The 21,509-nt window shown below is 62.1% G+C and carries 20 protein-coding genes; 3 read left to right on the top strand and 17 right to left on the bottom strand.

Annotated elements, in window-relative coordinates; all coding sequences use genetic code 11:
* The first annotated feature begins 2 nt into the window (after positions 1-2).
* Both JIN84_RS01915 and JIN84_RS01920 read left to right on the top strand, forming a co-directional pair.
* Positions 3-1,475, top strand: a complete 1,473-nt coding sequence (locus tag JIN84_RS01915) for a hypothetical protein (RefSeq protein ID WP_200349316.1) — start codon at positions 3-5, stop codon at positions 1,473-1,475.
* Between the two features lie 15 nt (positions 1,476-1,490).
* Positions 1,491-1,748 (top strand): hypothetical protein, encoded by a 258-nt coding sequence (locus JIN84_RS01920; protein ID WP_200349317.1) that lies wholly within the window; start codon positions 1,491-1,493, stop codon positions 1,746-1,748.
* Between the two features lie 27 nt (positions 1,749-1,775).
* Here JIN84_RS01920 and JIN84_RS01925 read toward each other — a convergent pair whose 3' ends face one another.
* From JIN84_RS01925 to JIN84_RS01955, 7 genes are all read right to left on the bottom strand, one after another.
* Entirely contained in the window at positions 1,776-4,445 is a 2,670-nt protein-coding gene (locus JIN84_RS01925) for an alkaline phosphatase family protein (RefSeq protein WP_200349318.1), read from the bottom strand.
* Positions 4,442-5,101 (bottom strand): PEP-CTERM sorting domain-containing protein, encoded by a 660-nt coding sequence (locus JIN84_RS01930; protein ID WP_200349319.1) that lies wholly within the window; start codon positions 5,099-5,101, stop codon positions 4,442-4,444. Before JIN84_RS01930 ends, JIN84_RS01925 begins: the two co-directional genes overlap by 4 nt.
* 148 nt (positions 5,102-5,249) lie before the next feature.
* Positions 5,250-5,873, bottom strand: coding sequence for a lysophospholipid acyltransferase family protein (locus JIN84_RS01935; RefSeq protein ID WP_325099545.1), 624 nt, complete (start codon positions 5,871-5,873; stop codon positions 5,250-5,252).
* Positions 5,870-6,544 (bottom strand): (d)CMP kinase, encoded by a 675-nt coding sequence (cmk, locus tag JIN84_RS01940; protein WP_200349320.1) that lies wholly within the window; start codon positions 6,542-6,544, stop codon positions 5,870-5,872. Before cmk ends, JIN84_RS01935 begins: the two co-directional genes overlap by 4 nt.
* A complete protein-coding gene (aroA, locus tag JIN84_RS01945; protein WP_200349321.1) occupies positions 6,541-7,893 on the bottom strand; it encodes a 3-phosphoshikimate 1-carboxyvinyltransferase in 1,353 nt (450 codons plus the stop codon). The genes cmk and aroA overlap by 4 nt, the downstream gene beginning before the upstream one ends.
* Before the next feature lie 20 nt (positions 7,894-7,913).
* On the bottom strand, positions 7,914-8,777 hold the full coding sequence (locus JIN84_RS01950; RefSeq protein ID WP_200349322.1) for a prephenate dehydrogenase: 864 nt from the start codon (positions 8,775-8,777) through the stop codon (positions 7,914-7,916).
* Positions 8,778-8,855: 78 nt separating this feature from the next.
* Positions 8,856-9,293, bottom strand: coding sequence for a hypothetical protein (locus JIN84_RS01955; RefSeq protein WP_200349323.1), 438 nt, complete (start codon positions 9,291-9,293; stop codon positions 8,856-8,858).
* Positions 9,294-9,482: 189 nt separating this feature from the next.
* On the opposite strand from JIN84_RS01955, the gene JIN84_RS01960 reads away from it, so the two are divergent.
* On the top strand, positions 9,483-9,698 hold the full coding sequence (locus JIN84_RS01960) for a S1 domain-containing protein (protein WP_200349324.1): 216 nt from the start codon (positions 9,483-9,485) through the stop codon (positions 9,696-9,698).
* A gap of 9 nt (positions 9,699-9,707) precedes the next feature.
* Here the strand turns inward: JIN84_RS01960 and JIN84_RS01965 are convergent, their stop codons facing one another.
* From JIN84_RS01965 to JIN84_RS23335, 10 genes are all read right to left on the bottom strand, one after another.
* Complete coding sequence (locus tag JIN84_RS01965) at positions 9,708-10,856, bottom strand: FtsW/RodA/SpoVE family cell cycle protein (protein ID WP_200349325.1); 1,149 nt, start codon at positions 10,854-10,856, stop codon at positions 9,708-9,710.
* 12 nt (positions 10,857-10,868) lie between these two features.
* Positions 10,869-11,648, bottom strand: a complete 780-nt coding sequence (locus tag JIN84_RS01970) for a LysM peptidoglycan-binding domain-containing protein (protein ID WP_200349326.1) — start codon at positions 11,646-11,648, stop codon at positions 10,869-10,871.
* Between the two features lie 13 nt (positions 11,649-11,661).
* Positions 11,662-12,972 carry a UDP-N-acetylmuramoyl-L-alanine--D-glutamate ligase gene (gene murD / locus JIN84_RS01975; protein ID WP_200349327.1) on the bottom strand — a complete coding sequence of 437 codons (1,311 nt, stop codon included), beginning with the start codon at positions 12,970-12,972 and terminating at the stop codon, positions 11,662-11,664.
* Positions 12,973-12,974: 2 nt separating this feature from the next.
* The gene (gene mraY, locus JIN84_RS01980) at positions 12,975-14,174 is read right to left on the bottom strand and encodes a phospho-N-acetylmuramoyl-pentapeptide-transferase (protein ID WP_200349328.1); all 1,200 of its coding nucleotides are present in this window, start codon (positions 14,172-14,174) and stop codon (positions 12,975-12,977) included.
* The gene (locus tag JIN84_RS01985) at positions 14,174-15,538 is read right to left on the bottom strand and encodes a UDP-N-acetylmuramoyl-tripeptide--D-alanyl-D-alanine ligase (protein WP_200349329.1); all 1,365 of its coding nucleotides are present in this window, start codon (positions 15,536-15,538) and stop codon (positions 14,174-14,176) included. The genes mraY and JIN84_RS01985 overlap by 1 nt, the downstream gene beginning before the upstream one ends.
* The gene (locus JIN84_RS01990; RefSeq protein WP_200349330.1) at positions 15,535-17,034 is read right to left on the bottom strand and encodes a UDP-N-acetylmuramoyl-L-alanyl-D-glutamate--2,6-diaminopimelate ligase; all 1,500 of its coding nucleotides are present in this window, start codon (positions 17,032-17,034) and stop codon (positions 15,535-15,537) included. Before JIN84_RS01990 ends, JIN84_RS01985 begins: the two co-directional genes overlap by 4 nt.
* Complete coding sequence (locus JIN84_RS01995; RefSeq protein ID WP_200349331.1) at positions 17,031-18,956, bottom strand: peptidoglycan D,D-transpeptidase FtsI family protein; 1,926 nt, start codon at positions 18,954-18,956, stop codon at positions 17,031-17,033. Before JIN84_RS01995 ends, JIN84_RS01990 begins: the two co-directional genes overlap by 4 nt.
* A gap of 3 nt (positions 18,957-18,959) precedes the next feature.
* Entirely contained in the window at positions 18,960-19,268 is a 309-nt protein-coding gene (locus JIN84_RS02000) for a hypothetical protein (protein ID WP_200349332.1), read from the bottom strand.
* A 29-nt stretch (positions 19,269-19,297) separates the two neighbouring features.
* On the bottom strand, positions 19,298-20,446 hold the full coding sequence (rsmH, locus tag JIN84_RS02005) for a 16S rRNA (cytosine(1402)-N(4))-methyltransferase RsmH (RefSeq protein WP_325099546.1): 1,149 nt from the start codon (positions 20,444-20,446) through the stop codon (positions 19,298-19,300).
* Between the two features lie 338 nt (positions 20,447-20,784).
* The gene (locus JIN84_RS23335; RefSeq protein ID WP_200349334.1) at positions 20,785-21,237 is read right to left on the bottom strand and encodes a hypothetical protein; all 453 of its coding nucleotides are present in this window, start codon (positions 21,235-21,237) and stop codon (positions 20,785-20,787) included.
* Between the last annotated feature and the right edge of the window lie 272 nt (positions 21,238-21,509).

Raw genomic sequence — 21,509 nt, forward strand, 5'->3', positions numbered from 1 at the left:
AAATGATCACCCGTCCGCTGATTTTCGGATTTTTTTCCACCGTCGCTCTGCTCGCGGAGGACGCGCCGCGTGCCGTCCAGATCGTCGAGCCTCCCGCCCCGGCGGTGAAAATCGATGGCATGGACCGCGCCATCAGCAACACCGGCCAGTTCAGCATCATCGGCGGCGAACCCCAGGACCGGGGCAACATCTCCGCGCTCGCCGAGCAGGCGAAGGACGAATTTCTCATCCTCACCGGAGAACGCCTGCAGCCGAGGGATCAGAAATACGAATGGAAGGTGCCCATCAACATCACCCTCCACGGAAAATCCGGCGATCCCGCGCCCTCGCGCACCATCGCCATGCAGATCCTCGTCGGCGAGTCCGGCTACCGCGTCAACATGGACGTGCACCTCAGCCGCGGGATCGAACATGAACGTCTCAAGTTCGCTATCACCACCGCGCTGATTTACGAACGCGGGTTGAAAAACCATCCGACCCGCGACTCGGAGACCCGTTTCCTCGTTCCTCCGTGGTTGGTCGACGGCCTGCGCGAGGCGAACGCATGGCGTACGAACCAGAGCGACCGCCGCTTTTACGAAGCCCTCTTCAAGAGCGGCGGGCTGTTCAAGATCGACGACCTGTTTTCCACCGATGCGGAAGCCTTCGATGAAATGGACGCCGCGATGCGGGCGGCCTTCCGCGTCTCCGCCGGTTCGCTTGTCATGGCATTGTTGGAACAACCCCAGGGCAAGGAGGCCTTCCGGAGCTTCCTCACCGAAGTGGCGCCTTACGAAGGCGAGATGCCGGCGCTCCTGCGCAGGCATTTCCCGGAACTCAACCTCTCCGAAACCAGCCTGGCGAAGTGGTGGGCCCTCCAGCTCGCCAACATCGGCGGGCAGAACCTCGCCACCGACATCCTCAGCGTCTCCCGTACCGAGACCGCTCTGGAAGAGGGACTGAGGCTCAACTTCCGCAATGGGGAAGGGATCGTGGAACAAAAGGATCTCGCCGCCTGGCCTGAAGTCGCGGCACTGCCCGAACCCGAACGCGTGAAGGCCGTGCAACTCGCGCAGGACGCCCTCGTCCGCCTCAGCTACCGCTGTTTCCCGTCCTACCGTCCCGTCATCTCCGAATACCAGATCGTCCTCAACGACATTGCCAGGAACAAGTCCAAGGGGCTGGCGGAAAAGATCACCGCCCTCAACGAACGGCGCACCACCATGAGGGCCAAGGCTCAACAGGCCCGCGACTATCTCGATTGGTTCGAAATCACCCGTGCCCGCGCCGGCGAAACCACCGGCGTCTTCGAGGACTACATGCGCCTGAAGGAACGGCTCAAATCCAAGCCGCACCGCCGCAGCGACGACGTCTCGAAATACCTCGACCGTATGCAGGAGATCTTCAGCCGTCCGGGCGACCCCACCACGCCTGCGGAGAGCTTCGAACAGCTCAATGATGTTCCGGAACTGCCGCCGCTGCTCCCGCCGGAATAATCTCCACCGCGAAAAATGCTCCAATATCTTCCCCTCATAGCCGCGCTGATCGCCGTCACATTCGCAGCACCCATCGCTTTCAAGCTGTTTTTCTCAGGGTCCAAGGAGTTTTGGGAATGCGTTCGCTACAGCTTCAAACCCGACTTTTTCTCGTGGATGGACAACGAACTTCAACGTGACTACGGAAAGACCCTCAAGCTGGGCATCTTTATCTCCGTCCTCCTTTTCATAGGACTGTTGACATCGGCTTTTGTCGATGGATTGCTGAACTGAGAATGATCCTGAAAAGTTCACGGGAACTCATCCCTTCGCCGGCGGCTTGATCGCCTGCGTCATCCGGAAGGCATCAAGATCGATGCCAAGAAAATCGCGTAGTTCCCCCACCATCCGGTCCGTCTCCTTGAGCACGCGGGTATAATCGATTTCAAGCGCGGAAATTTGTCGCGTCCGGAGAAAATGGCGGGCGAGATTTTCCTGAGTTCTGGCGGCCTGCTCTCCACTCGCGGAGGGAGATTCTTCCAACATACGGGAACGGGATGCCATGACATCCTCCAGCGGGCGTGTCATGAATATCACGCGGTAATGCAGGGGTTTTCCTTCGCGATCGGATTCGACAAGAAACGGTAATAACGGAGCGACGATCTTCACGACCTTGCCGCGGGCGTCAGGAAGCCACGAGGCATCCCGGTGCAGAAGCTTCACCGCCTCGTGTTCGAAATAGCCGTGGGGGTTGCTCGCATCGGCGATCCGCCCGTTGTCGGCGAAAACCGTCAGACCACCGGCGGCGAGCATTTGCATCATCATGGAGGTGCCGGAACGCGGGAGGCCGCTGACGACGGTGATGATCCGGTCCCGGGGGATACCGGCGAGGGAGTCCGGAAATTTGTCCAGTTCCGCAGGAGCGCCCGCACGTTCCGCCGGAGGTTTGCCCGGAGAGATCTCCCTCTCGCGTGCCTCGCGCAGCCGCTGCCGTGCCTGCCTCGCCATTTGATTGCACGCGGCCCCCATCGCCACATCCCCGCCGTGGCGGGTGTGGATTTCCGAGAGCATCCGGTAGGCGGCCGCGTAGGAGGGATTCAGGTGGGTGGCGAGTTCGAAGGCCTTGCGCGCCCGCTCCATCTCCCCGTTCCGGAAGAGTGCCATTCCCAGAAGGAAATGCGCGAGCGGCCTGCCGAAAACCAGGCTGATGGAGGATATCGCCGCTTCCGCCGCGGCAGGATAACGGCGCATGCCAAGCCGGGCACGGGCGACTCCGCACCAGGCATTGGCGTTTTCCTGGTCCGCCGCGATGACGGTGAGGAAATTCCATTCGGCGTCCTGCCAGCGCCGCAACCGGAGCTGGACCTCCGCCAGCATGTTGCGGGTTTCCGCACGCTCCCGGTAGGCGGGTGACATGCGACCGATGGCCTGGAGAACTTGCCCGAAACGTTTTTCCGAAAATGCCGCGAAGGCGAGGAAATGCCTGAGCGCGTCCCGGTCCAGAACCGCACCATGTTCCCGCTCCTTGCGAAGCTGCGCCCTGACGAGCCTGCGACTGAGGCCGGTGATTTTCCCCTCCCTCCCGATGGCGTGGTAACAGGCGGCGAGGTGGAGCCCGAATCGGTGCTCCTCCGGGTGCTTCACATGCAGAGGTTCCAGCAGCAGTTCGGCATCGCCGTAACGGCCCGCATCCATGTAGCTGAGGGCGAGATTGTATTTCAGCTCCTGGTTGGTGATTTCCGCAGCCAGAATGGCGTCATCTCCGGGCGGGGCGATGTAGCCGAGCGCGACAAGCTGGCGGATGCCTTCACCGGCATCCCCGGAATCGATCGAGAGGCCGGCGGGATGTGAGCCGTCGTCACCTTTGATTTCCTCCCATGAGGGAATGCTCCGGATCGCGGGCGGCGCGTCCCAGATTTCCGCGAGAGCGCGGCCATCCATATCCGCTCCGACGGGCAGTCCGAAGAGGGTCAGCAGGGTGGGACAAACATCCAGCAGCCCCGCGCCATGGATACGGTGGCCCCGGCGGATCCCCGGACCGCGCGCGACGAAAATCCCATATCGCCTGTGCTCCGTGGCGGGCCCCGCGGGCTCGAGCGGAAGCGTGTCCGGTCGGGAACCGCCGGATTGGAACCCGTGATCGGAAACCAACATGACGGTGGTTTCCTCGCCCGCGATCCGCAGCAGGGTGGCGAGCATCATGTCGTGGTAGCGGTAGGCACCCTCGACGACATGCCGGTAGATTTCGTAATCCAACGGATCGACACCGTTCTTGAGAGGCGGATGATACTTCATGAACCCATGGCAGAAGTGATCGAGCGCGTCGTAGTAAACGGCGGCGAAATCCCAGGAAGTGGATCCCATCGCGGCGGTGGCGGTGGCGTGGACGGTGGAGCACTCCGCGAGGATGCGGGCGAGTTTTTCCAGACGATCGTCCTTTCTCTGATCGATTTTCGCCGCAGCGGGAATGAAAGGAAGGAGGTGGGATTCGTCGAGATGGTGCGGATGGATCCGCAGTTCCTTCAGCGCCGCGGCCATTTCCGGCGGATGGACAGCCCCGGTGGGAACGGGCCATGGCATCCCGGCGGAGGCGGGGGCCACGTGAAACCGATCCGAAACCATCACGCCGTCGATGGGTTCGGCCGGATGGCTGGGCCACCACCCGGTGACCGCCGAGCGATACCCGTGCAACTGCAGGATGTTCCAGATCGCGCGGCAGGAGCGGGAGAGATTGGTGATGGGGCGCACCAGCCCCGTGCCCGGATCCACCTCGCTGAAACCATGGATGCCGTGTTTGAACGGGCGCTTGCCTGTGGCGATGCTCGTCCAGAGCATCGGTGAATAGGCGGGCTGGATCGTGGTGAGGTTGCCCCAGGTCCCCTCCTCCATCAGCTTTGCGAGCGCGGGCATTTTTCCCGCCTCAACCAAGGGCAGGCAAATCTCCCAATCCGCAGCGTCCCAGCCGACCAGCAGGACCTTGCGCCGCTTCATTCAACGGAAAGCGCGGTTTCCCGTTCGCGGCGGCGGCGATGGAAAGCCGTGGTCCCGGCGGCTCCGAGAGCCAGCAGGGCGAGGCCGGAAGGCTCCGGAACCGCTCCAACCGCGATGGGAGCCCCCGTGTCCTCATATGCCCAACCCAGGAGTTTCACGTTACCTTCGGCATTTTCCACAGGCGGCAGCTCGATCCGGGCCCAACCGTAAACGGGAGCACCGCCGTTCACATCCGCAGAGGTGAAACGGAAGGCGACATAATTGTCGGCCCCTTCCTGGGCGTTGTTGTAATAATCACCATCGAGGAAATTCGCCTGCGTGAAAGGGGACGAGACGAACCCGGATCCGTCGACCGTAGCGCCACCGTTGCGGAAAAAGCCGAACAAGGAGGATTCCCCGAACACGAGGTTGCCGATACCGGTGATGTAACCCAGCGCACCCGACGAAAACTGGGAGCCGATCTCAAGTCCCACGGTGAATCCTCCGGGTGGCGTGATGTCGCCGGTGGACGTCACACCGGTGGATGAAGTGTAGACAACCGCCCCGTGGGCCTGCCCCGAAAAGGCGGCCGCGGCCAGGGCGAATCCGGCCGTCTTTTCATAAAATGAAAAATCGCCGCGCGAGGCGGATTTTTTAAAAGCGGAATAGAGGCTCATTTTCCGTGGAAGACTAACAATCAGACATCAGGGCGCAAGCATTTTGGCCGGGGCTGCGGCACGGTGATGTCATCCCGTATGCGTGCCACGATCCAAATATGACCCGGACGACGGAAACAGCGTCCGCCGGGAAGAATCACATCAGGTTTTACAACTCCTCGATCGCCGCCATGATGCGTTTGGCGATGCGGTCGTAGTTTTCCTTGGCGTCACCCCGGGTGTCTTCCTCGGTCAGGCGGATGGGCTTGCCGACGGCGACGGTGATGCGCGCGAAGCGGATTTTTCCGGAGCCGCGCGGCAGGGCTTCACGAGCCCCCGAGATACGGACGGGCTGGATGACCGCCCCGGATTTCACGGCGACGAGGCCGATGCCCGGAGCCGCCTTGCCGATGTTTCCGTCCAGCGTCCGCTCGCCTTCCGGGAAAACGAGCACGCGCTCGCCTTCCTTCAGCTTGCGGATGATGGTCTTGAGGCTGCCCATGTCCGGCCGGTCCTGATCGACGGGGATGGCGTTCCACCTCGGGTAGAGCCATGCGCCCATGCCGGTGAAAAGCGTCTTGCGGGCGAGATAGGTCATCTCGGTCTTGTAGAGATTTCCGATCAACGGCGGGTCGAGAAAGCTCTGGTGGTTCGAGGCGACCAGTACCGGGCCTTCTGAAATGAGATTTTCCTCCCCGGTGACTCTCATCCCGAAAAGGGTGCGGAAGGCCGCGCCGAAGGACATCCAGCCCAGCCAGTAGATCCAGCGCATCATGGGAGGTTTCGGATTCACGACTCGGCGAGTGGGAGACCTTGCTGCTTGAGAATCTCGATGGCGGCGTCCACACCGCTTTCAATCGTGTGATGCGAGGTGTCCAGCACGACGGCCCCTTCGGCGACGACAAGCGGCGCGTGCTTGCGCTCGCTGTCGGCGGCGTCGCGCTTGGCGACGGAATCCACCTCCCCGACATGACTGCGGCGGGCGGAGCGCACGGCTTCGTCGGCATCCACGTAGATCTTGAAGGGGGTGTCGGGAAAAACCACGGACCCGATGTCCCGGCCTTCCATGATGACGCTGGTGTGGTCGAGGTAGTTCCGCTGGAGATCCACCAGCAGTGTCCGCACCTCCGGAATGGCGGAAATGGCTGACACGTTCGAATTGATGGCTTCCGCGCGCAGTTCATCCCCGGGATCCACACCGTCGATGGTGATGGTGGAGGTCATGCCGGTCTCGCCGCAGTGGATGGAGATGCGGTCGAGCATCGCGACGACCGCGGCGGAGTCCGCCGGATCGATGTTTTCCTGAAGCGCCTTCCACGTGACGGCGCGATACATCGCGCCGGAGTTGACCATCACCAGGCCGAGACGCTGGGCGAGCCTGCGTGCGAGGGTGCTCTTTCCTGAAGCGGCTGGCCCATCGATGGCGATGGCGAAACGGGGGGTGTCGGCTGGATTCGAACTCACGCGGTGGCTTGGGTTGGCAGGCTGAAATCTGAGGCTTGAGACCGCTCGTGGCGGATCGCGTCAAGGTGATGGGAGAATCCCGGATAGGATGTGTTCACGCACTCGGTGTTGCGGATGACCGTCTCGCCCGAGGCGAAAAGCCCGGCGATGGCGAAGGCCATGGCGATGCGGTGGTCGCCGCAACTGTCGATGGTGGCAGCGTGGAGAGGACGCCCGCCGGTGATTTCCATCCCGTCTTCGAACTCGTCCACCTCGGCACCCATCGCGCGGAGACCGTTGACCACGGTGGTGATGCGGTCGGTTTCCTTGACACGGAGCTCCTTGGCATTGCGGATGATGGTCCTGCCCCTGGCGAGCGCGGCGGCGACGGCGATGACCGGGATCTCATCGATGAGATTCGGGATTTCATCGATGAAAAGCGTGGTGCCGGTGAGCTCCGCACCGTGGATCTCGATGTTCCCGATCGGTTCGCCCTCGCTGCTGTGGACAATCTCGGTCATGTGCGCGCCCATGCGGCTGAGGACCTTGAGAATGGCGGTGCGGGTGGGATTCAGCCCCACATCCTTGATGAGCAGGCGCGAGCCGGGCAACGCGGCGGCGGCCACGAGCCAGAAGGCGGCGCTGGAAATATCTCCGGGAACGGTGAAATCACAGGCCTCGGGGATTTGTCCGCCAAAAATGGAAATGGCATTGCCCTCGCGCCGGGTGCTCACGCGGAAGTCGGCGAGCATGCGTTCCGTGTGGTCGCGGGTTTCCGCCGGCTGGATGACCGTGGTTTTCCCTTCGGCGAACATCCCTGCGAGCAGCACCGCGCTTTTCACCTGCGCGCTGGCCATCGGCATTTCGTAGGTGATGGGCGTGAGTTTGGCGGGATGGATGTAGAGCGGGGCACAGCCGGGTTTTTCGCCCCGGGTCTCGATGTTGGCCCCCATTTGCCCGAGCGGCACCGTGATGCGGCCCATCGGGCGGGACGAAAGCGAGGCGTCGCCGAAGAGCTCGGTCGGAAAATCCTGTCCGGCGAGGAGGCCGGCGAGCAGGCGCATGCCGGTGCCCGCGTTCCCGCAGTCGATCGGCGCGGCCGGCTGGCTCAGCTTCATCGACTGGCCATGGATGCGCAGGTTCACCGGGCCGTAGCCGGGCAGCGTGTCGAGCACCTCGTGGGGTGCTCCGAGCGCCTTCATGGCGTTGAGGGTGTTCACACAATCCTCGCTCGGGAGGAAGTTACGGACGGTGCAGACGCCGTTGGACAGGCCGCCGAGGATGGCGGCGCGGTGGGACATGCTCTTGTCACCGGGGACACTGAACTCCGCTTGGAGTTTTGAAATGGCTTTGACTCGAAATTCCGACATGAGAAAGGACAGAAATTGGCTTATGATTGAGGGTTCAGCGGTTCGCGCCGCTGCTTGGCGGTGACGAGCCACTGCCGCGCTTGTTCTTGGTTGGCGTTCTCCAGACTGGCAAGGATTTCGCGCAGGTCATCGATGCTTTCGCGCAGCAGTCCGGTGAGGGCCTCGCGGTTTTCGATGACAATTTCCGCCCACATCGTCGGATTTCCTCCGGCGACGCGGGTGGTGTCGCGCAATCCGCCGCCGCCGAACTTTCCTTCGGACGGGTCTTTCAGACAAACCCGCGCCGCACTGGCGGCGTAGATGTGCGGCAGGTGGCTGATGCGGGCGACCAGTTCGTCATGGATCGCCGCGCTCATCCATGAGGTTCGGCAGCCGATGGCTTTCCAGAACCGCTCCAGGGCGGTGGCTTGGTCGGCAGGTGCGCCGTTGTCATTGGTCAGCAGGCACGCGGCGTTTTGGAACAAGGTGGCGGTGACGGCGGAAAGACCGTTCCGCTCGGAGCCGGCCATCGGGTGGCTTCCGATGAAACGGATGCCCCGTTCCTTGAGAAGAGGAGAGATCTTCCGGTGCGGCACACGTTTCACACTGCCCACATCGGTGACGAGGCAGTTGTCAGGAAGACCGGCGGCCAGGGCATCGGAAACCAGCGCGGCCATGGCCCCCACCGGCACACAGAGGATGACGAGGCTCGCGTCTTGGACAGCCTCGGCGAGGTCGCTGGTGACATTGGCAATCCCCAACCGCGAGGCGGCGTCGGCGGTCTCCTGCTTGCGCGCCCACAGCCGGACGTGTGGCGGATTTTCCATGGCGGTGAGTGCGAGCGCGAGCGAACCGCCGAGCAGTCCGCCGCCGAGAATGGTGATGTTTGGAAAATCCGTCTTCATGGGAAAAGAAAAGACCGGGTCCTTTGCGCCGGACCCGGTCGGTTTGCTTGCCAGAATGGCTACCGGGGAATGCGGGGCTTATGGTACGCGGAAGTGCTTCTTCGCGGATTCCGGGTAGGTTGGATCCGCAACGAGCGTGCCGGGAGCATAACCACGAACATCGATGAGCTTGTTGTTGAAGGGGCTGAAAACGTAGCCGTCCTTGCCCGGAACCTTGTTCGCCACCGGAATGTCCGGCTTCTTCTCCTCCACCGGCGGCTTGGGTGCCTCGGTCGGCGGCACGCTGGTGTCCGGAGCGACGGTTGTCTCCTTCAGCTCTTCTTTCTTCGCAGCTTCCTCCTTCTTTTTCAATTCGTCACGCTGCGCCTGGAGCTTCTGCTGTTCGACGCTGGTGACGGACGCATTCTCGGGTTTCTTCTGAACGCGCCTCCGGTCCCGGCTCTCGTCATAAGGATAACAAGCGGCCAACGAGACGCAGAGCAGTGCGGCAAGTGCGGTGGTGAGACGGAAGTTCATGACGGTAGGAGAATTGATAAAGTTGGGAAAAACCAGCAGGCATCCATATCAAGCGGTTGTCCGGGATCATGATCGACCCACGCGGCACGTCAAGCAAGGTCATCTTCCAATCCCGCGGATTTTGAAGGAAAATTCACCCACCCGCAGGCTTGTCGCGGGGCCGCCCGGCGGTTGAAACTCCGCCACGCCATGCCGGACGCCACCATCCATACCGCCGCCACGATCCTGGAGAACCTCAACCCGGTGCTCTACCGCGTGCGGGCACAGAATGGAAAATTGATCCTCGCCCATCTCTCGAAGCCCCTCACCGAGGAAAAGGCGAGTTTCCCGCCGGACACCCGGGTCGTCATCGAGCTGACCCCCTTCGACTTCGACCAGGCGCGGATCATCGGCCTGGCCGGGTGATGCCCCTTTTCAAAGTTTCACGGCCAACCGCGTCTGCTTGGTCAGCGGGTATTCCACCGGAACACGCACTTGGGAACGGCGGTGGATCCCCACCAGCATCCCCACCGCGGCGAGGCTGAAGACGAGATTCGTGCCGCCGTAGCTGACGAAGGGCAGCGGCAGGCCGTCGTTCGGCAGCAGCGCGGTGGTCACGGCGATGTTCTGGATCGCGGGAATCACGATCAGACACGTGAGCCCGAGCGCGACACAACGGCTGAAAATCGTGTTCGCCTGCAGCGCGATGCCGCAGCCACCCACGCCGATGAGCACATAGCACAGCACCACGCCCAGCGTGAAAGGCAGGCCGAGCTCCTCGCCGATGACAGGGAAGATGAAGTCGATGTGGGCGAAGGTGAGCGTGCCGAATTTTTCCACTCCGTTGCCAAGGCCCACGCCCCAGGGACCGCCGTTGCCGAGAGCCAGCAGCGCGCGCCACTGCTGCATGCCCTGGCTCAGCTTGTGTTCTTCCAGATTCATCCATGCCTCGATCCGCCCCCAGCGGTTCGCGTTGTTCATCAGGTAGAACATTACCGCGCCCCCCGCCGTGAGGGCCGTCGGCACCAGATAGATCAGCCGCGTGCCGACACAGAACAATACCGCGGCGACCGCGAGGGACAGGGAAAGCGCGGAACCCACGTCCGTTTCCACCAGGATCAGCAACGTCGGAATACCCACAATGATCCCCGGTATCACAAAACCCCGCCAGAAGGTGTGCACCTCCGTCTGCCAGCGTGCGAACCACGTCGCCAGGCAGATGAGGGTCACCAGCTTCGCCGGTTCCGACGGCTGGAACTGGCCGACCAGGGGAATGACGATCCAACGCTTCGATCCCAGGATGTCGCCGGTTCCCACTCCGGGGACGAAGCACAGGATCAACATGAGACAGATGACACCATACATGTATGGTGCGAGTTTCCTCAGGTTCTCCACGGGGAACCACGCTGCGAACATGGCGGCGACGAGGCCCAGCCCCACCATCTGTGACTGGCGGATCAGGAAATGATAGGATCCCTTGAATTGTCCCGTCGCCCACATCCCGGTGCTCATGAGCATGACCAGCCCCAGCCCCGTCAGGATGATGACGGCGGCGTAGAGGAGGATCGAGCAATAACGGGACATCCGTGGGATTTGTCAGTTTGGAATCACCAGGCTCATTCCGACTTTCATCTTGCGGGCGTCGCTGATGCCGTTCGCCTTCATGAGCTTGTCCTGCTTCACCTTGAAACGGTTCGCGATGCGCCAGACGCTGTCGCCGTTCTGCACGACGTAGGTTTTCCCTGACGCCGTCACCGGAGCGGCGGCGGATGCGGCGGCGGTCGCGCTCGCGACGTTCGGCTTCACTAGGCGGGCGCGCGGGGCGTCGTTCACATCCACCGCGGGCACCAGCCCTTCCGACTGAGGGACTGCCACCGGAGCGGGCGCCTGGGTCGCCGCGACTTCCGCCACGGGCGGAGCGACGGGACGCTTCGGCGGGATCAGCATGATCCGCCCGGGCACGATATCCATGTGTTTGTTGACCAGGCGGAGGTCTCCCTCATCCACACCCAGTCTGGATGCGATGCGGGTGTAGTTGTCACCTTGCGTGGGCACGTAGGACCTGTCTCCCGATGAAAGCCGGGGGAGATCCTCCTTCGGTGCGACCGGAGCGACGACCTCGGGTTTCTGGGCCTGGGCTTCCTCGGGAGCACGGCCGTCCAGGAATTTCTGATGCACGAAAATCAGCGCGATCGCGACGATGTGGATCAGGAAAATGATCGTCAGGGCGCGTGAGATTTTCGAACTGCTGTCCTCGCCTTCCATTTCCGCGGTGGCGGCGACGCGCTGCCGGCGGTTGCCTGTCACGGCACGGAGGCGTTTGAAAATCCCTTTCGGCGCGGGGCGGCGTTTGACGGGTAGGGTGTGGGGTTTCATGGCACGAATGAGTCTAACGAAGTTGGTGGACCAGGTCGCGGAAGGCGTTTCCACGTTGTTCATAGCCGGAGAACTGGTCGAAGGACGAGGTTCCGGGAGAAAGCAGGACGGTTGATCCCCGGGGGGCGAGGCTGCGGGCGACGGTCACGGCATCCGCGAGAGACGAGACTGACTCACAATTCACCGCGGTGGAAAACAAATCCGCGAGAGGGCGCGCGATTTGTCCGAAGGTGACCACGCCGAGGGCTTTTTCCGCCAGGAGCGGCACCACCGGCGAGTAGTCGAGGCCTTTCTCCTTCCCTCCCGCGATGAGGATGACGGGGCGCGTTTGCGAACGCAGCGCGCTTTCGAGCGCGTGCAGGTTCGTCGCTTTGGAATCATTCAGGTATTCCACTCCGTCGAGCGTGCGGATCAGTTCGCAACGGTGGGGAGGCGGCGCGTAGCCTTGCAGCGCCTCGCGCATCAGCAACTGGGAAATCCCGAGAGCCTGGCAGGCAGCCAGGGCGGCCATCGCGTTCTCCGCATTGTGAAGGCCCCGCAGGCTGGTATCGCGATCAAGGTCCAGCCAGGTCTCCCCGCCATGCCGGATGGTATGTCCTTCGGAATACCAGTCCGCCGAAGCATCGGTGGTGGAGAATGTCACCACCTTCGCCTTCAGATCAGGCAGCTCCTCACCCAGACGGATGACGGCGGTATCTTCGGACGTTTGGTTTTCGAAAATTCTCAATTTCGCCGCACGGTAGGCCTCGACCGTCGGATAGCGGTCCATGTGGTCCGGCGCGAAATTCAGCCACACCGCGACGACGGGATGCAGCGTGGAAACCGTTTCCAACTGGAACGAACTCAGTTCCAGGGACACCGCATCAGGCGGAGTGTTTTGCAGCACCACCTCGGTGAAGGGGACGCCGTAGTTTCCGCAGGCGGCACCGCCGAGCGACGCGTGGGAGAGGATGCGCTCGATGAGTTCGGTCGTGGTTGTCTTACCATTCGTCCCGGTGATGCCCACGATTTTCCCATTGTAATATCGCGCGGCGAATTCCACCTCGCCGATCACCTCTCCCGTCTGCCGGGAGAATGCCGCGACATAGGATCCATAGGTGTCGATGCCCGGGCTGACGACCAGCAGGTCCGAAACCAGTTCCGCCCCCTGCGCCTCCGAGGCGAGCGGATGGATCGCCACACCGGCGGGCATCCCGACAAACGCCTGCGCCCCGGCGCTGTCCCAAACCGAGACCTCCGCTCCTTCCCTCAAGGCAAGCGCCGCCGCCGCGCGGCCGCTGCGGCCCGCGCCAAGGATGGCGACATGTTTTCCGGTGAGTGTCATGATCAGGCGATTTTCAAAAGGGCGAGGCCGAACAACGCGAGCATGATCGAGATGATCCAGAAACGGATGATCACCTGGTTCTCATGCCAGCCGAGGAGTTCGAAATGATGGTGGATCGGAGACATCTTGAAAATGCGTTTCTTCCGCAGCTTGAAGCTGCCGACCTGCAGGATGACGGACATCGCCTCCATCACGAACACCCCGCCGATGATGACGAGAAGCAGCTCCTGCTTGGTGCAGATGGCCGCGGTGCCGAGGGCGCCGCCGATGGCAAGCGAACCGGTGTCTCCCATGAAAACCTTCGCCGGGTGGCAGTTGAACCAGAGGAACCCGAAGCAGGCTCCGACCAGCGCCATGAGGAAAACCGCCAGCTCGCCGATGTAGCGGTTGTGCGGGATGACCAGATACTCGGTGGCCATGAAAAAGTGACCGGCCAGGTAAGCGAGGAACGCGTAGGACAATGCGACGCTGATGGTCGTGCCGGTCGCAAGACCGTCCAGACCGTCGGTGAGATTCACGGCGTTCGAACAACCCACGATGACCAGCGCGAAGAAGGGGATGACCAGCCACTGCAGGTCGATGATGGCGACCTTGAAGAGAGGAAAGGTGACCGCACCGATACCGATGGGATTCTGGCCGAGCCGGTAACCCGCCAAACCCTCGGCAATCTGCTGGGGTGTCGCGCCGAAACCGGAGATCTCCTTTTTGAAATACAGGAAGCAGGCCGCGATGAGGGCGATGACCAGCTGCCAGGCCAGTTTTTTCCGGCTGCTGATGCCGTCGGATTTCTTCTCCTTCACCTTCTTGTAGTCGTCGCAGAACCCAAGCAGGCCGCACGCCGCCATGGTGCAGGCGCAGACCGCGATGAAGGGATTCAGCGGCCGTGCGAAAACGAGCGTGGAAACCAGCACCGACCCGATGATGAGCACGCCTCCCATGGTCGGCGTGCCGATTTTTCCTCCGTGGAGTTCCGCGAGCTTGTGCACCTCGTCCGCGGTGCGGATCGGCTGGCCGACTTTCAACGAGATCAAACGGCGGATGACGCGCGGCCCGAAAATGACGGACAGGATGAACGACAACAACCCCGCGCTGGCGGCACGGAAGGTGATGTATTGAAAAAGGTTCAGGAAGCGGAAGGACTTGGCCCAGGCTTCTCCGTGTTCAAAGGCGTTCAGCCAGAAATCGTAAATCGCAGGTAACATCAGTTGCGGGGAAAAGCGGCGTGCATCACACGCTCCACGGTTGCGGATCGGCTGCCCTTGAAGAGGACGACGTCACCTGGTTTCACTTCTTGTTTCAGCCACTCGGCCGCTTGTGTGAGATCGGGAAAATGAGGAGCGTTTCCAGCGCCTTCCGCGATGCCTTCCGAGCCATCGCCCACGGCGATGACCGTCAGGTTCCGCCCGGCGGCGAGGGCGCCGGTCCGGAGATGCGCGGCGGGTGCGTGAGGCCCGAGCTCGCCCATGCGTCCGAGCACGATGACCCGGCGTCCTCCGTTGTTGACCGGGGTGTCCGCCAAGGTCTCGATGGCCGCGGCCATGGACTCGGGATTGGCGTTGTAGGTATCGTCGATGACCGTCGTGCCTTGGTATTCGTAGCGTCCGAGACGTCCGCCTGTCAGCGAGGCGTTCGACAACCCTGCGGCGATCTCCGCGGGAGAAATCCCGAGCTTCCAACCGGTGGCGGCGGCGAGCAGCGCGTTCGTCACCATGTGGCGGCCGGGCACGGGCAGGCTCACACGCACCGGCTCCTCGCCTTCGATCACGAGCGAGAACTCCGTCGAATCAGCGCCGAATTCCAGATCTTCCGCACGAACGAGTCCGCGGCCGTTTCCCACGGAAATCATGCCGCAGCGGACACGCTGGCGCAGGTAGTCGCGGAAATCACAGGTCGCTGGCAGAAACAGGATGCCGTCGGCAGGAAGCGCGCGGCCGAGCATTCCTTTCTCCTCGGCGATGGCCTCGCGCGTGCCCATGAACTCGATGTGCGCGGTGCCGATGTTCGTGATGATGCCATACTTCGGCCTCGCGATCTCGCACAGCGGCGCGATCTCGCCGGGATGGTTCATCCCCATTTCCCAGACAGCGGCGGTGTGGTCTTTCGAAGTCCCGAGAACGGTCAGGGGAACCCCGATGTGGTTGTTCAGGTTCCCCCGGGTGGCGGAGACGTTGAACCGCTGTGAAAGCACGGCGGCGGTGAAATCCTTGGTGCTGGTTTTCCCGTTCGAGCCCGTTATGCCCACCACGGGGATGTCGAGCTGCCTGCGCCACCAGCAGGCAAGGCGCTGCAGGGCCAGCAAGGTGTCGGGAACCACGATGACCGCGGTCCCCTCCGGTGGCACCCCTTCCCAGTTCTGGACGACGGCGACGGACGAACCGGTGCCGAGCGCCTGGGCGGCGAAGAGGTCGCCGTTGAAATTCTCCCCACGCAGGGCGAAAAACGCGGACCCCGGCGGCAGCTTGCGGGTGTCGGTGGAGACGCCGCCGGACACGATCACGTCTCCCCGTCCCGCGGCGACCGGCACGCCGAGGATCTCCGCGATCTGCTGTCCGGAAATGGGGTTCATCGCATGTCGGAAATGGCTTGGGCACGTTCGCGAAGCGCCTTGCTGGCATGCTTGCGGTCATCGAAGTCGATGGTTTCGGTGGCGAACTGCTGGGTGGTCTCATGGCCCTTGCCGGCGATGAGGATGATGTCGCCGGAGAGGGAGTTCGCGATGGCGAAATTGATGGCTTCCGAGCGGTCCGGAATGCTGCGGGAGGCTTTCCCTCCGAGGCCCTTCTCGACCTCGCTGATGATGGCGAGCGGATCTTCCGAACGTGGGTTGTCGGAAGTCACGACGACCGCGTCGCTGTGGCGGGCGGCGGCGGCGGCCATGAGCGGGCGCTTGCCCTTGTCGCGATCCCCCCCGCAACCGAAGACGGTGATGAGGCGGCGCGGCTCGAGCTCCTTGAGCGTGCGGCAGGCGTTTTCCAGCGCATCCGGAGTGTGCGCGTAGTCCACGAAAACGGTCGCACCACCGGCATTTCCGACGTTTTCCATCCGGCCCGGGACCTGTGGCGCTTCCAACAAGAACGCGACGGCGTCGCGTGGCTTGATGCCGCAGGCGCTGGCGGCGGCGATGGCGGCCAGGAGATTGTAAACGTTGAAGCGGCCGATGAGCGGGGCACGGACCAGGAAGGATTTGCCCTTGGCCGTGAGCTCGAACTCCATGCCGCGGGCGTTCTGGCGGAAGTTGTTCGCGCGGAAATCACAATGCACGTTGAAGCCGAACCTGATGACCGGCAGCTTCCCTTCCAGTGCGACGGCGAGCTCCCTGCCGTAGGCGTCGTCCGTGTTGATGACGGCGGCGGGCTTCTTGCCGAGGGGGTTCGCCGCAAGAGCATGGAACCAATCCGCCTTCGCCTTGAAGTAGGCTTCGAAGGTGCCGTGATAGTCGAGGTGGTCCTGCGTGAGGTTCGTGAAAACACACGCATCGAACCCGACGGCGGCGACACGCTTCTGGTGGATGCCGTGCGAGGAGACCTCCATGGCCACGCCACGGCACCCGTTGTCGCGCATGCGGGTGAGCACCGCGGAAAGCTCGATCGAACCGGGAGTGGTGTGCTTGGCGGGCTCCTGTCTCCCGCCGTCGTCGACGAGGATGGTGCCCAGCAACCCCGCGCGATGCCATGCGGATTTCATCAGGTGGTGGAGCAGGAACGCCGTGGTGGTCTTGCCATTGGTGCCGGTGACACCCGCCATTTTCAGGTCTTGCCATGGGTGCCCCGCCAGGGTGGAGGCAAGTATGGAAACGGCTTCGCGGCTGTCCGGCACATGCAGCCAGGTCGCGGGCGCGGTGTAGTCGGAAGGCTGCGCCGTTTCCGCGAGAATCGCCGAGGCTCCGGCGGCGAGCGCGTCATTGATGAAGCGGTGGCCGTCCAGCGTGGTTCCCCGGATGGCCGCGAAAATCTTGCCCGGTGTCACCTCGCGGGATGAGGTGGTGACGGCATAGACGGCGGTATCCAGCGATCCTGCGACCGTGACTTTTGTGAGGCTTGAAATGAGATCGCGGAGAATCATCTGTTGGAGGCGGAGAGCGGCGTTGTGACGGGTTCGGTCGGTTGCAAATTCATGTGGGTAACCACGCGGGCGGCGATTTTTCCAAAAATGGGCGCGGAGACATTGCCTCCCTGGGGCTTGACGACCTCCGCCGTGGGATTGGGCTCGTCAATGACGACCACACAGACAAACGCGGGGTCCTGTGCGGGCATCATGCCGGCGAAGGTGGTGATCTTCTTGCCCTTGAAGTATCCGCCCAGCGGATTGTGCTTCTCCGCGGTTCCGGTTTTTCCAGCGACACGAAAACCGGGCACGCCGGCCCGGACTCCCGTTCCGCCCTTCTGGACGATTTTTTCCAGGGCTCCCCGCATCTGCGCCGCGGCACGGGGTTTCAGGACCGTGCCCACAACCTCCGGCTTGTAGTCTTCCACGATGGTCCCGTCGTTCGCGATGAGCGATTTGACGATGTGCGGCTTCCTCAGTTTCCCATCCCCCGCGATGACCGAGTAGGCGCAGGCGACCTGAAGCGTGGTGACATTCGTGGCGTAGCCATAGCAGGCGCGGGAGAAATCCGCTTCATTGTTGGTATTCCGGGCGATCCCTGAACTCTCGCCGCTGAGCTGGATGCCGGTTTTCTTCCCGAAACCGAACTCGTGGAGGTATTGGTAGAACCGCCTCGATCCGAGCTGGCGGCCGAGGTTGTAAGCCCCGTTGTTGTTCGACTTCTGCAGGACTCCCTCCACCGTGAGATATCCCGCGGGATGGTCGTCGGTCACCTTGAAGCCCCTGCCCTGGTAAAAGCCATTGAAGCAGTTGATGGAGGTCAGCGGAGTGACCAGGCCTTCGTTCATCGCACCGCTGGCGGAGATGATCTTGATCACGGAGCCGGGCTCGTTCACGGCCTGGATGGCGTAGTTGAAGCTGTTCTGCGCGAGATTCTCCTTGCGGTTCAGGTTGAAGTTCGGGCGGCTCGCCAAGGCGAGGATCTCACCGGTTTTCGGATCCATCAGGACAACCGCCCCCTTGTGGGTCCGGAATTCCGCCAGCCCCGCGTCCAGCTCCTCCTCGACAATGCTCTGGATGCCCATGTCGATGGTGAGCTTGACGTTGAGTCCGGCACGCGGCGGCTTCAGGCTGCCCGAATCGCCGGGGACGACGATGCCACGGTCGTTGCGGCGCTTTTCGCTCCAGCCGTCCCGACCGGCGAGAAAGTCGTTCATCGACGACTCGACGCCGAACCTGCCCACGATCTTGGTGTGGACCTTGCCATCGGCGTCCTTCTCCTCGGACTCCGCGGTGAAACCGATGAGGTGGGTGGCATGCTCCTCGGAGGTGTACCAGCGCTTGAGCGAGTTCTCGAACTCGATGCCGTCTATCCTGTTTTTCTCGGTGATCTCGCGGATGTTGTCGCCGATGTCCTGATTGATGTTCTTGGCGATGGTGAAATATTTCGCGTCGTTTCCGGCGATCTTCGCGTGAAGCTCGTCCCTCCGCATGCCCAGCGGACGGGCGAGGGTGCCGACGATGTAGGCGAGGTATTTCTGCTGGATGACCTCGACAGGCTCGCCATCGAGAATCTCGCCACGCAGCACGTTGATGCGTTTCGCCTGCTTCGCGGGAGTGAGATCGTTCCAGCCGGGTTCGGCGCTTGCCTGCTGGTAGGCGAGGCCGAAGCTTCCGATCTTCGGGTCCATGATGTGCGTCTTGTCCACCAGCACGCTCATCACGGGGATGCTTTTCGCGAGGGTTTCCTCGTTCCGGTCCACGATTTCACCGCGCGAGGCGGTCAGCCTCTCCACGCTCCGGTTCTGGCGTTGGGATTTCTGCTCGTAGTGGTGGCGGTCCACGAGCTGGATCTGCACCAATCTGGCCGAAAGCACACTGAGCCCGACCACGAGGATCGAACACAGGATGATGCAGCGGGACTGGAAGGTGGTTTTCAAATTCTAAGGTGCGGCGGAGGCGACGCTGTGGCGGCCGGATGCGCCGGAGTCAACCTCTTCGATGACGTTCAGCGGAATCGGCCGCAGGGAGGTTCCGTTTTCGGCGATCTGCTTGCGGATGACGAAGCGGTTCAGAAGCTGGTCCATGCGCATGTCGGTGGTGCGCGTGTCAAGGCGGCATTGCTCGATGTTCCGGTTGATCGATTCGATCTCCCGGGAAACCTGGATCTGGCGGTTCTTGTAGAACACGTGCAGAACTCCACCGGCGGTCATGATGATGCCGCCGAGGATGATGGCGATATAGGTTGACACGGAAGTGCGGGGCTCGTTGCGGCGACGGTTCATGACTTGGGGTGTAAAAGCTGTGCAACCCGCAGTTTGGCACTGCGGGCTCGCGGGTTCAGGGAGATTTCTTCGGCAGATGGTGCGATGGCTTTTCTGCAAAGCAGCCGGTATTGGTAGTCGGGGTTCGGCCGGGGTTCCGGCCAACCGGGGTCATCGAGAAATTCGGTGGACCGGTGTTTGAGGAATCTCTTGACCATGCGGTCCTCAAGACTGTGGAAGGTGATGATGAGCAGGCGTCCCCCGGGCTTCAGGGCCGAGGAAGCGTTGGCCAGAGCGGTCGCCAGGGACTCGAGTTCCTCGTTCACCGCCATGCGGATGGCTTGGAAGGTCTTTGTCGCGGGATGGGTCCGCCCGTGACGACCGATCGTTTTCTCGATGAAGTCCGCGAGATCCAGCGTGGTGGTGAAGGGCTTGATGGCCCGCTGCCTGACGATGGCTCCCGCGATGCGCCTCGCTTTCGACTCCTCGCCGAATTCGAAAAGGATCCGCACGATCTCGGCTTCCGGCCATTTGTTCACGATGTCCGCGGCGGTGCGCGGGCTGGAAGGACCCATGCGCATGTCGAGCGGCCCCTCCCGCATGAAGGAGAATCCACGTTCGGCGGAGTCGAGCTGGCGCGAGGAAACGCCGAGATCCATCAGCAGTCCATCCGCGAGATCGCCCTGCCGGATTGCGGGGGTTTCCAGAAGCTGGGAAAAATTCCCCTCCCATGTGGAAAAGCGCTCGCCGTAATGCGCGAGGCGGGCGCGGGCATGCGCGAGCGCCTCCGGATCGCGATCCACGCCGAGCACACGGGCTCCGGATTTGAGAAAAATCTCGCTATGGCCGCCACCACCCAAGGTGCCGTCGATGATGAACTTGCCGGGGCCCGCAGCCATCCATTCTTCGGTTTCCGCAGGGAAAACCGGGAGATGGTAGCCATCCGCAGCCACGATTTCGGAAAAATTCACGGATGCCCGGGCCGACAACCAGCCAGGAGCGGCGCAGGCATCCGTGGGAAGGGACGAAGCGGCGTGCTGTCCCGAGCCAGCCACTTCGTCCGATGGAATGTCTTCCAATCCCCGTGTTGTGGATTCGTCCGCAACAGGGCGGAGCGACTTGCCGAACAACGCTTCGAACCACCCGGCACGCCGTAGGGAAACCACAGCGCCAGGTGTTGGAAAATCTGTCGATGGCCGCGCTGACAACCAGCCAGGAGCAGCGCGGACCACCGTTTCAAATAGCGAGAGAAGCTCTGTCCCGAGAGACTTCTTACGCCCAGCCATGAAAATTTGAGGAAACCGCACCGACAACCAGCCAGGAGCGGTGCGGTCCTCCGTCGACCATCCGGCAAGCTGTCCCGAGCGTGCCGCATCGTCTGAAAAAACTCCCGGACCCGACAGGCACACGAAACCGGCCGGAGCCGCAAGGCGGGCCGTATCGTGGGTCGGAATGGGTGGGGTGAACAACATCGTGGTTGTCGAATGTGGAAGGGATGAAAAATTCAGAAAATACCGAGATCGTCTTCGGCGTCCTCGCCAGTGAGATGCGCCAGGTAGGTGTCGAAGTTGGCCTTGCTCCAGATCTCGAAATTCATGCCGCGGCCGGCCAGGACCACGTCCGAGTCGGGAGCGATCCCGGCTTTCTCGCTCAGATCCTTGGGCACGAGCAACTTGCCCTGCTCGTTGACCGCGGCTTCACGTGAGAGCAACGCGAGCTTGGCAAGCAGTTTGGATTTCTCCGCAGGGGTCTTGTCGCTCCCGTTGATGACCGACACCTTGTGCCCATAAGCTTCCTTGCTGAGCACGCGGACCAACGGCAGCCCCTGATCCTTCGCGAACAACAGATAGAGGGACGTTCCCACCTCGGGCCGCCATGACGCCTGGACCGAAACCCGGAACTTCGGGTCGATCTTATACGGGTGAAATCCCGTGTAGCGTTGGTTGTCAATTTCCACTGGAGGCAGGTGTCGTTTGTGTCAGTGGCAGCAAAGTACACCAAAATACACCGAGCCAGCAAGATGAAACTGTGGCATTTTTATTGAAATTATAATTCATTTAAAATAAGATATTTAAATAAATTATTACTCGATTCATGGCGATTAATCGAACAAATGTTCGGGAAAAATCGAAGGAAAAAATCAAAAAAATCTCAGATTTTTAAACCAAAATCGGCAATTTTAAAAATATGAGACGATCGGTGTACTCGATCATGTCATTTACAATCCCA

This window comes from Luteolibacter yonseiensis (genome assembly GCF_016595465.1).
GTDB classification, from domain to species: domain Bacteria; phylum Verrucomicrobiota; class Verrucomicrobiia; order Verrucomicrobiales; family Akkermansiaceae; genus Luteolibacter; species Luteolibacter yonseiensis.

Coding starts and splice junctions, on each gene's coding strand:
- JIN84_RS01985 (WP_200349329.1), bottom strand. CDS start 15,538: ATGAACCCCATTTCCGGACAGCAGATCGCGGAGATCCTCGGCGTGCCG.
- JIN84_RS01920 (WP_200349317.1), top strand. CDS start 1,491: ATGCTCCAATATCTTCCCCTCATAGCCGCGCTGATCGCCGTCACATTC.
- mraY (WP_200349328.1), bottom strand. CDS start 14,174: ATGTTACCTGCGATTTACGATTTCTGGCTGAACGCCTTTGAACACGGA.
- JIN84_RS01970 (WP_200349326.1), bottom strand. CDS start 11,648: ATGAAACCCCACACCCTACCCGTCAAACGCCGCCCCGCGCCGAAAGGG.
- murD (WP_200349327.1), bottom strand. CDS start 12,972: ATGACACTCACCGGAAAACATGTCGCCATCCTTGGCGCGGGCCGCAGC.
- aroA (WP_200349321.1), bottom strand. CDS start 7,893: ATGTCGGAATTTCGAGTCAAAGCCATTTCAAAACTCCAAGCGGAGTTC.
- JIN84_RS01950 (WP_200349322.1), bottom strand. CDS start 8,777: ATGAAGACGGATTTTCCAAACATCACCATTCTCGGCGGCGGACTGCTC.
- JIN84_RS01960 (WP_200349324.1), top strand. CDS start 9,483: ATGCCGGACGCCACCATCCATACCGCCGCCACGATCCTGGAGAACCTC.
- JIN84_RS01930 (WP_200349319.1), bottom strand. CDS start 5,101: ATGAGCCTCTATTCCGCTTTTAAAAAATCCGCCTCGCGCGGCGATTTT.
- JIN84_RS01965 (WP_200349325.1), bottom strand. CDS start 10,856: ATGTCCCGTTATTGCTCGATCCTCCTCTACGCCGCCGTCATCATCCTG.
- JIN84_RS01915 (WP_200349316.1), top strand. CDS start 3: ATGATCACCCGTCCGCTGATTTTCGGATTTTTTTCCACCGTCGCTCTG.
- JIN84_RS01990 (WP_200349330.1), bottom strand. CDS start 17,034: ATGATTCTCCGCGATCTCATTTCAAGCCTCACAAAAGTCACGGTCGCA.
- JIN84_RS01925 (WP_200349318.1), bottom strand. CDS start 4,445: ATGAAGCGGCGCAAGGTCCTGCTGGTCGGCTGGGACGCTGCGGATTGG.
- JIN84_RS01955 (WP_200349323.1), bottom strand. CDS start 9,293: ATGAACTTCCGTCTCACCACCGCACTTGCCGCACTGCTCTGCGTCTCG.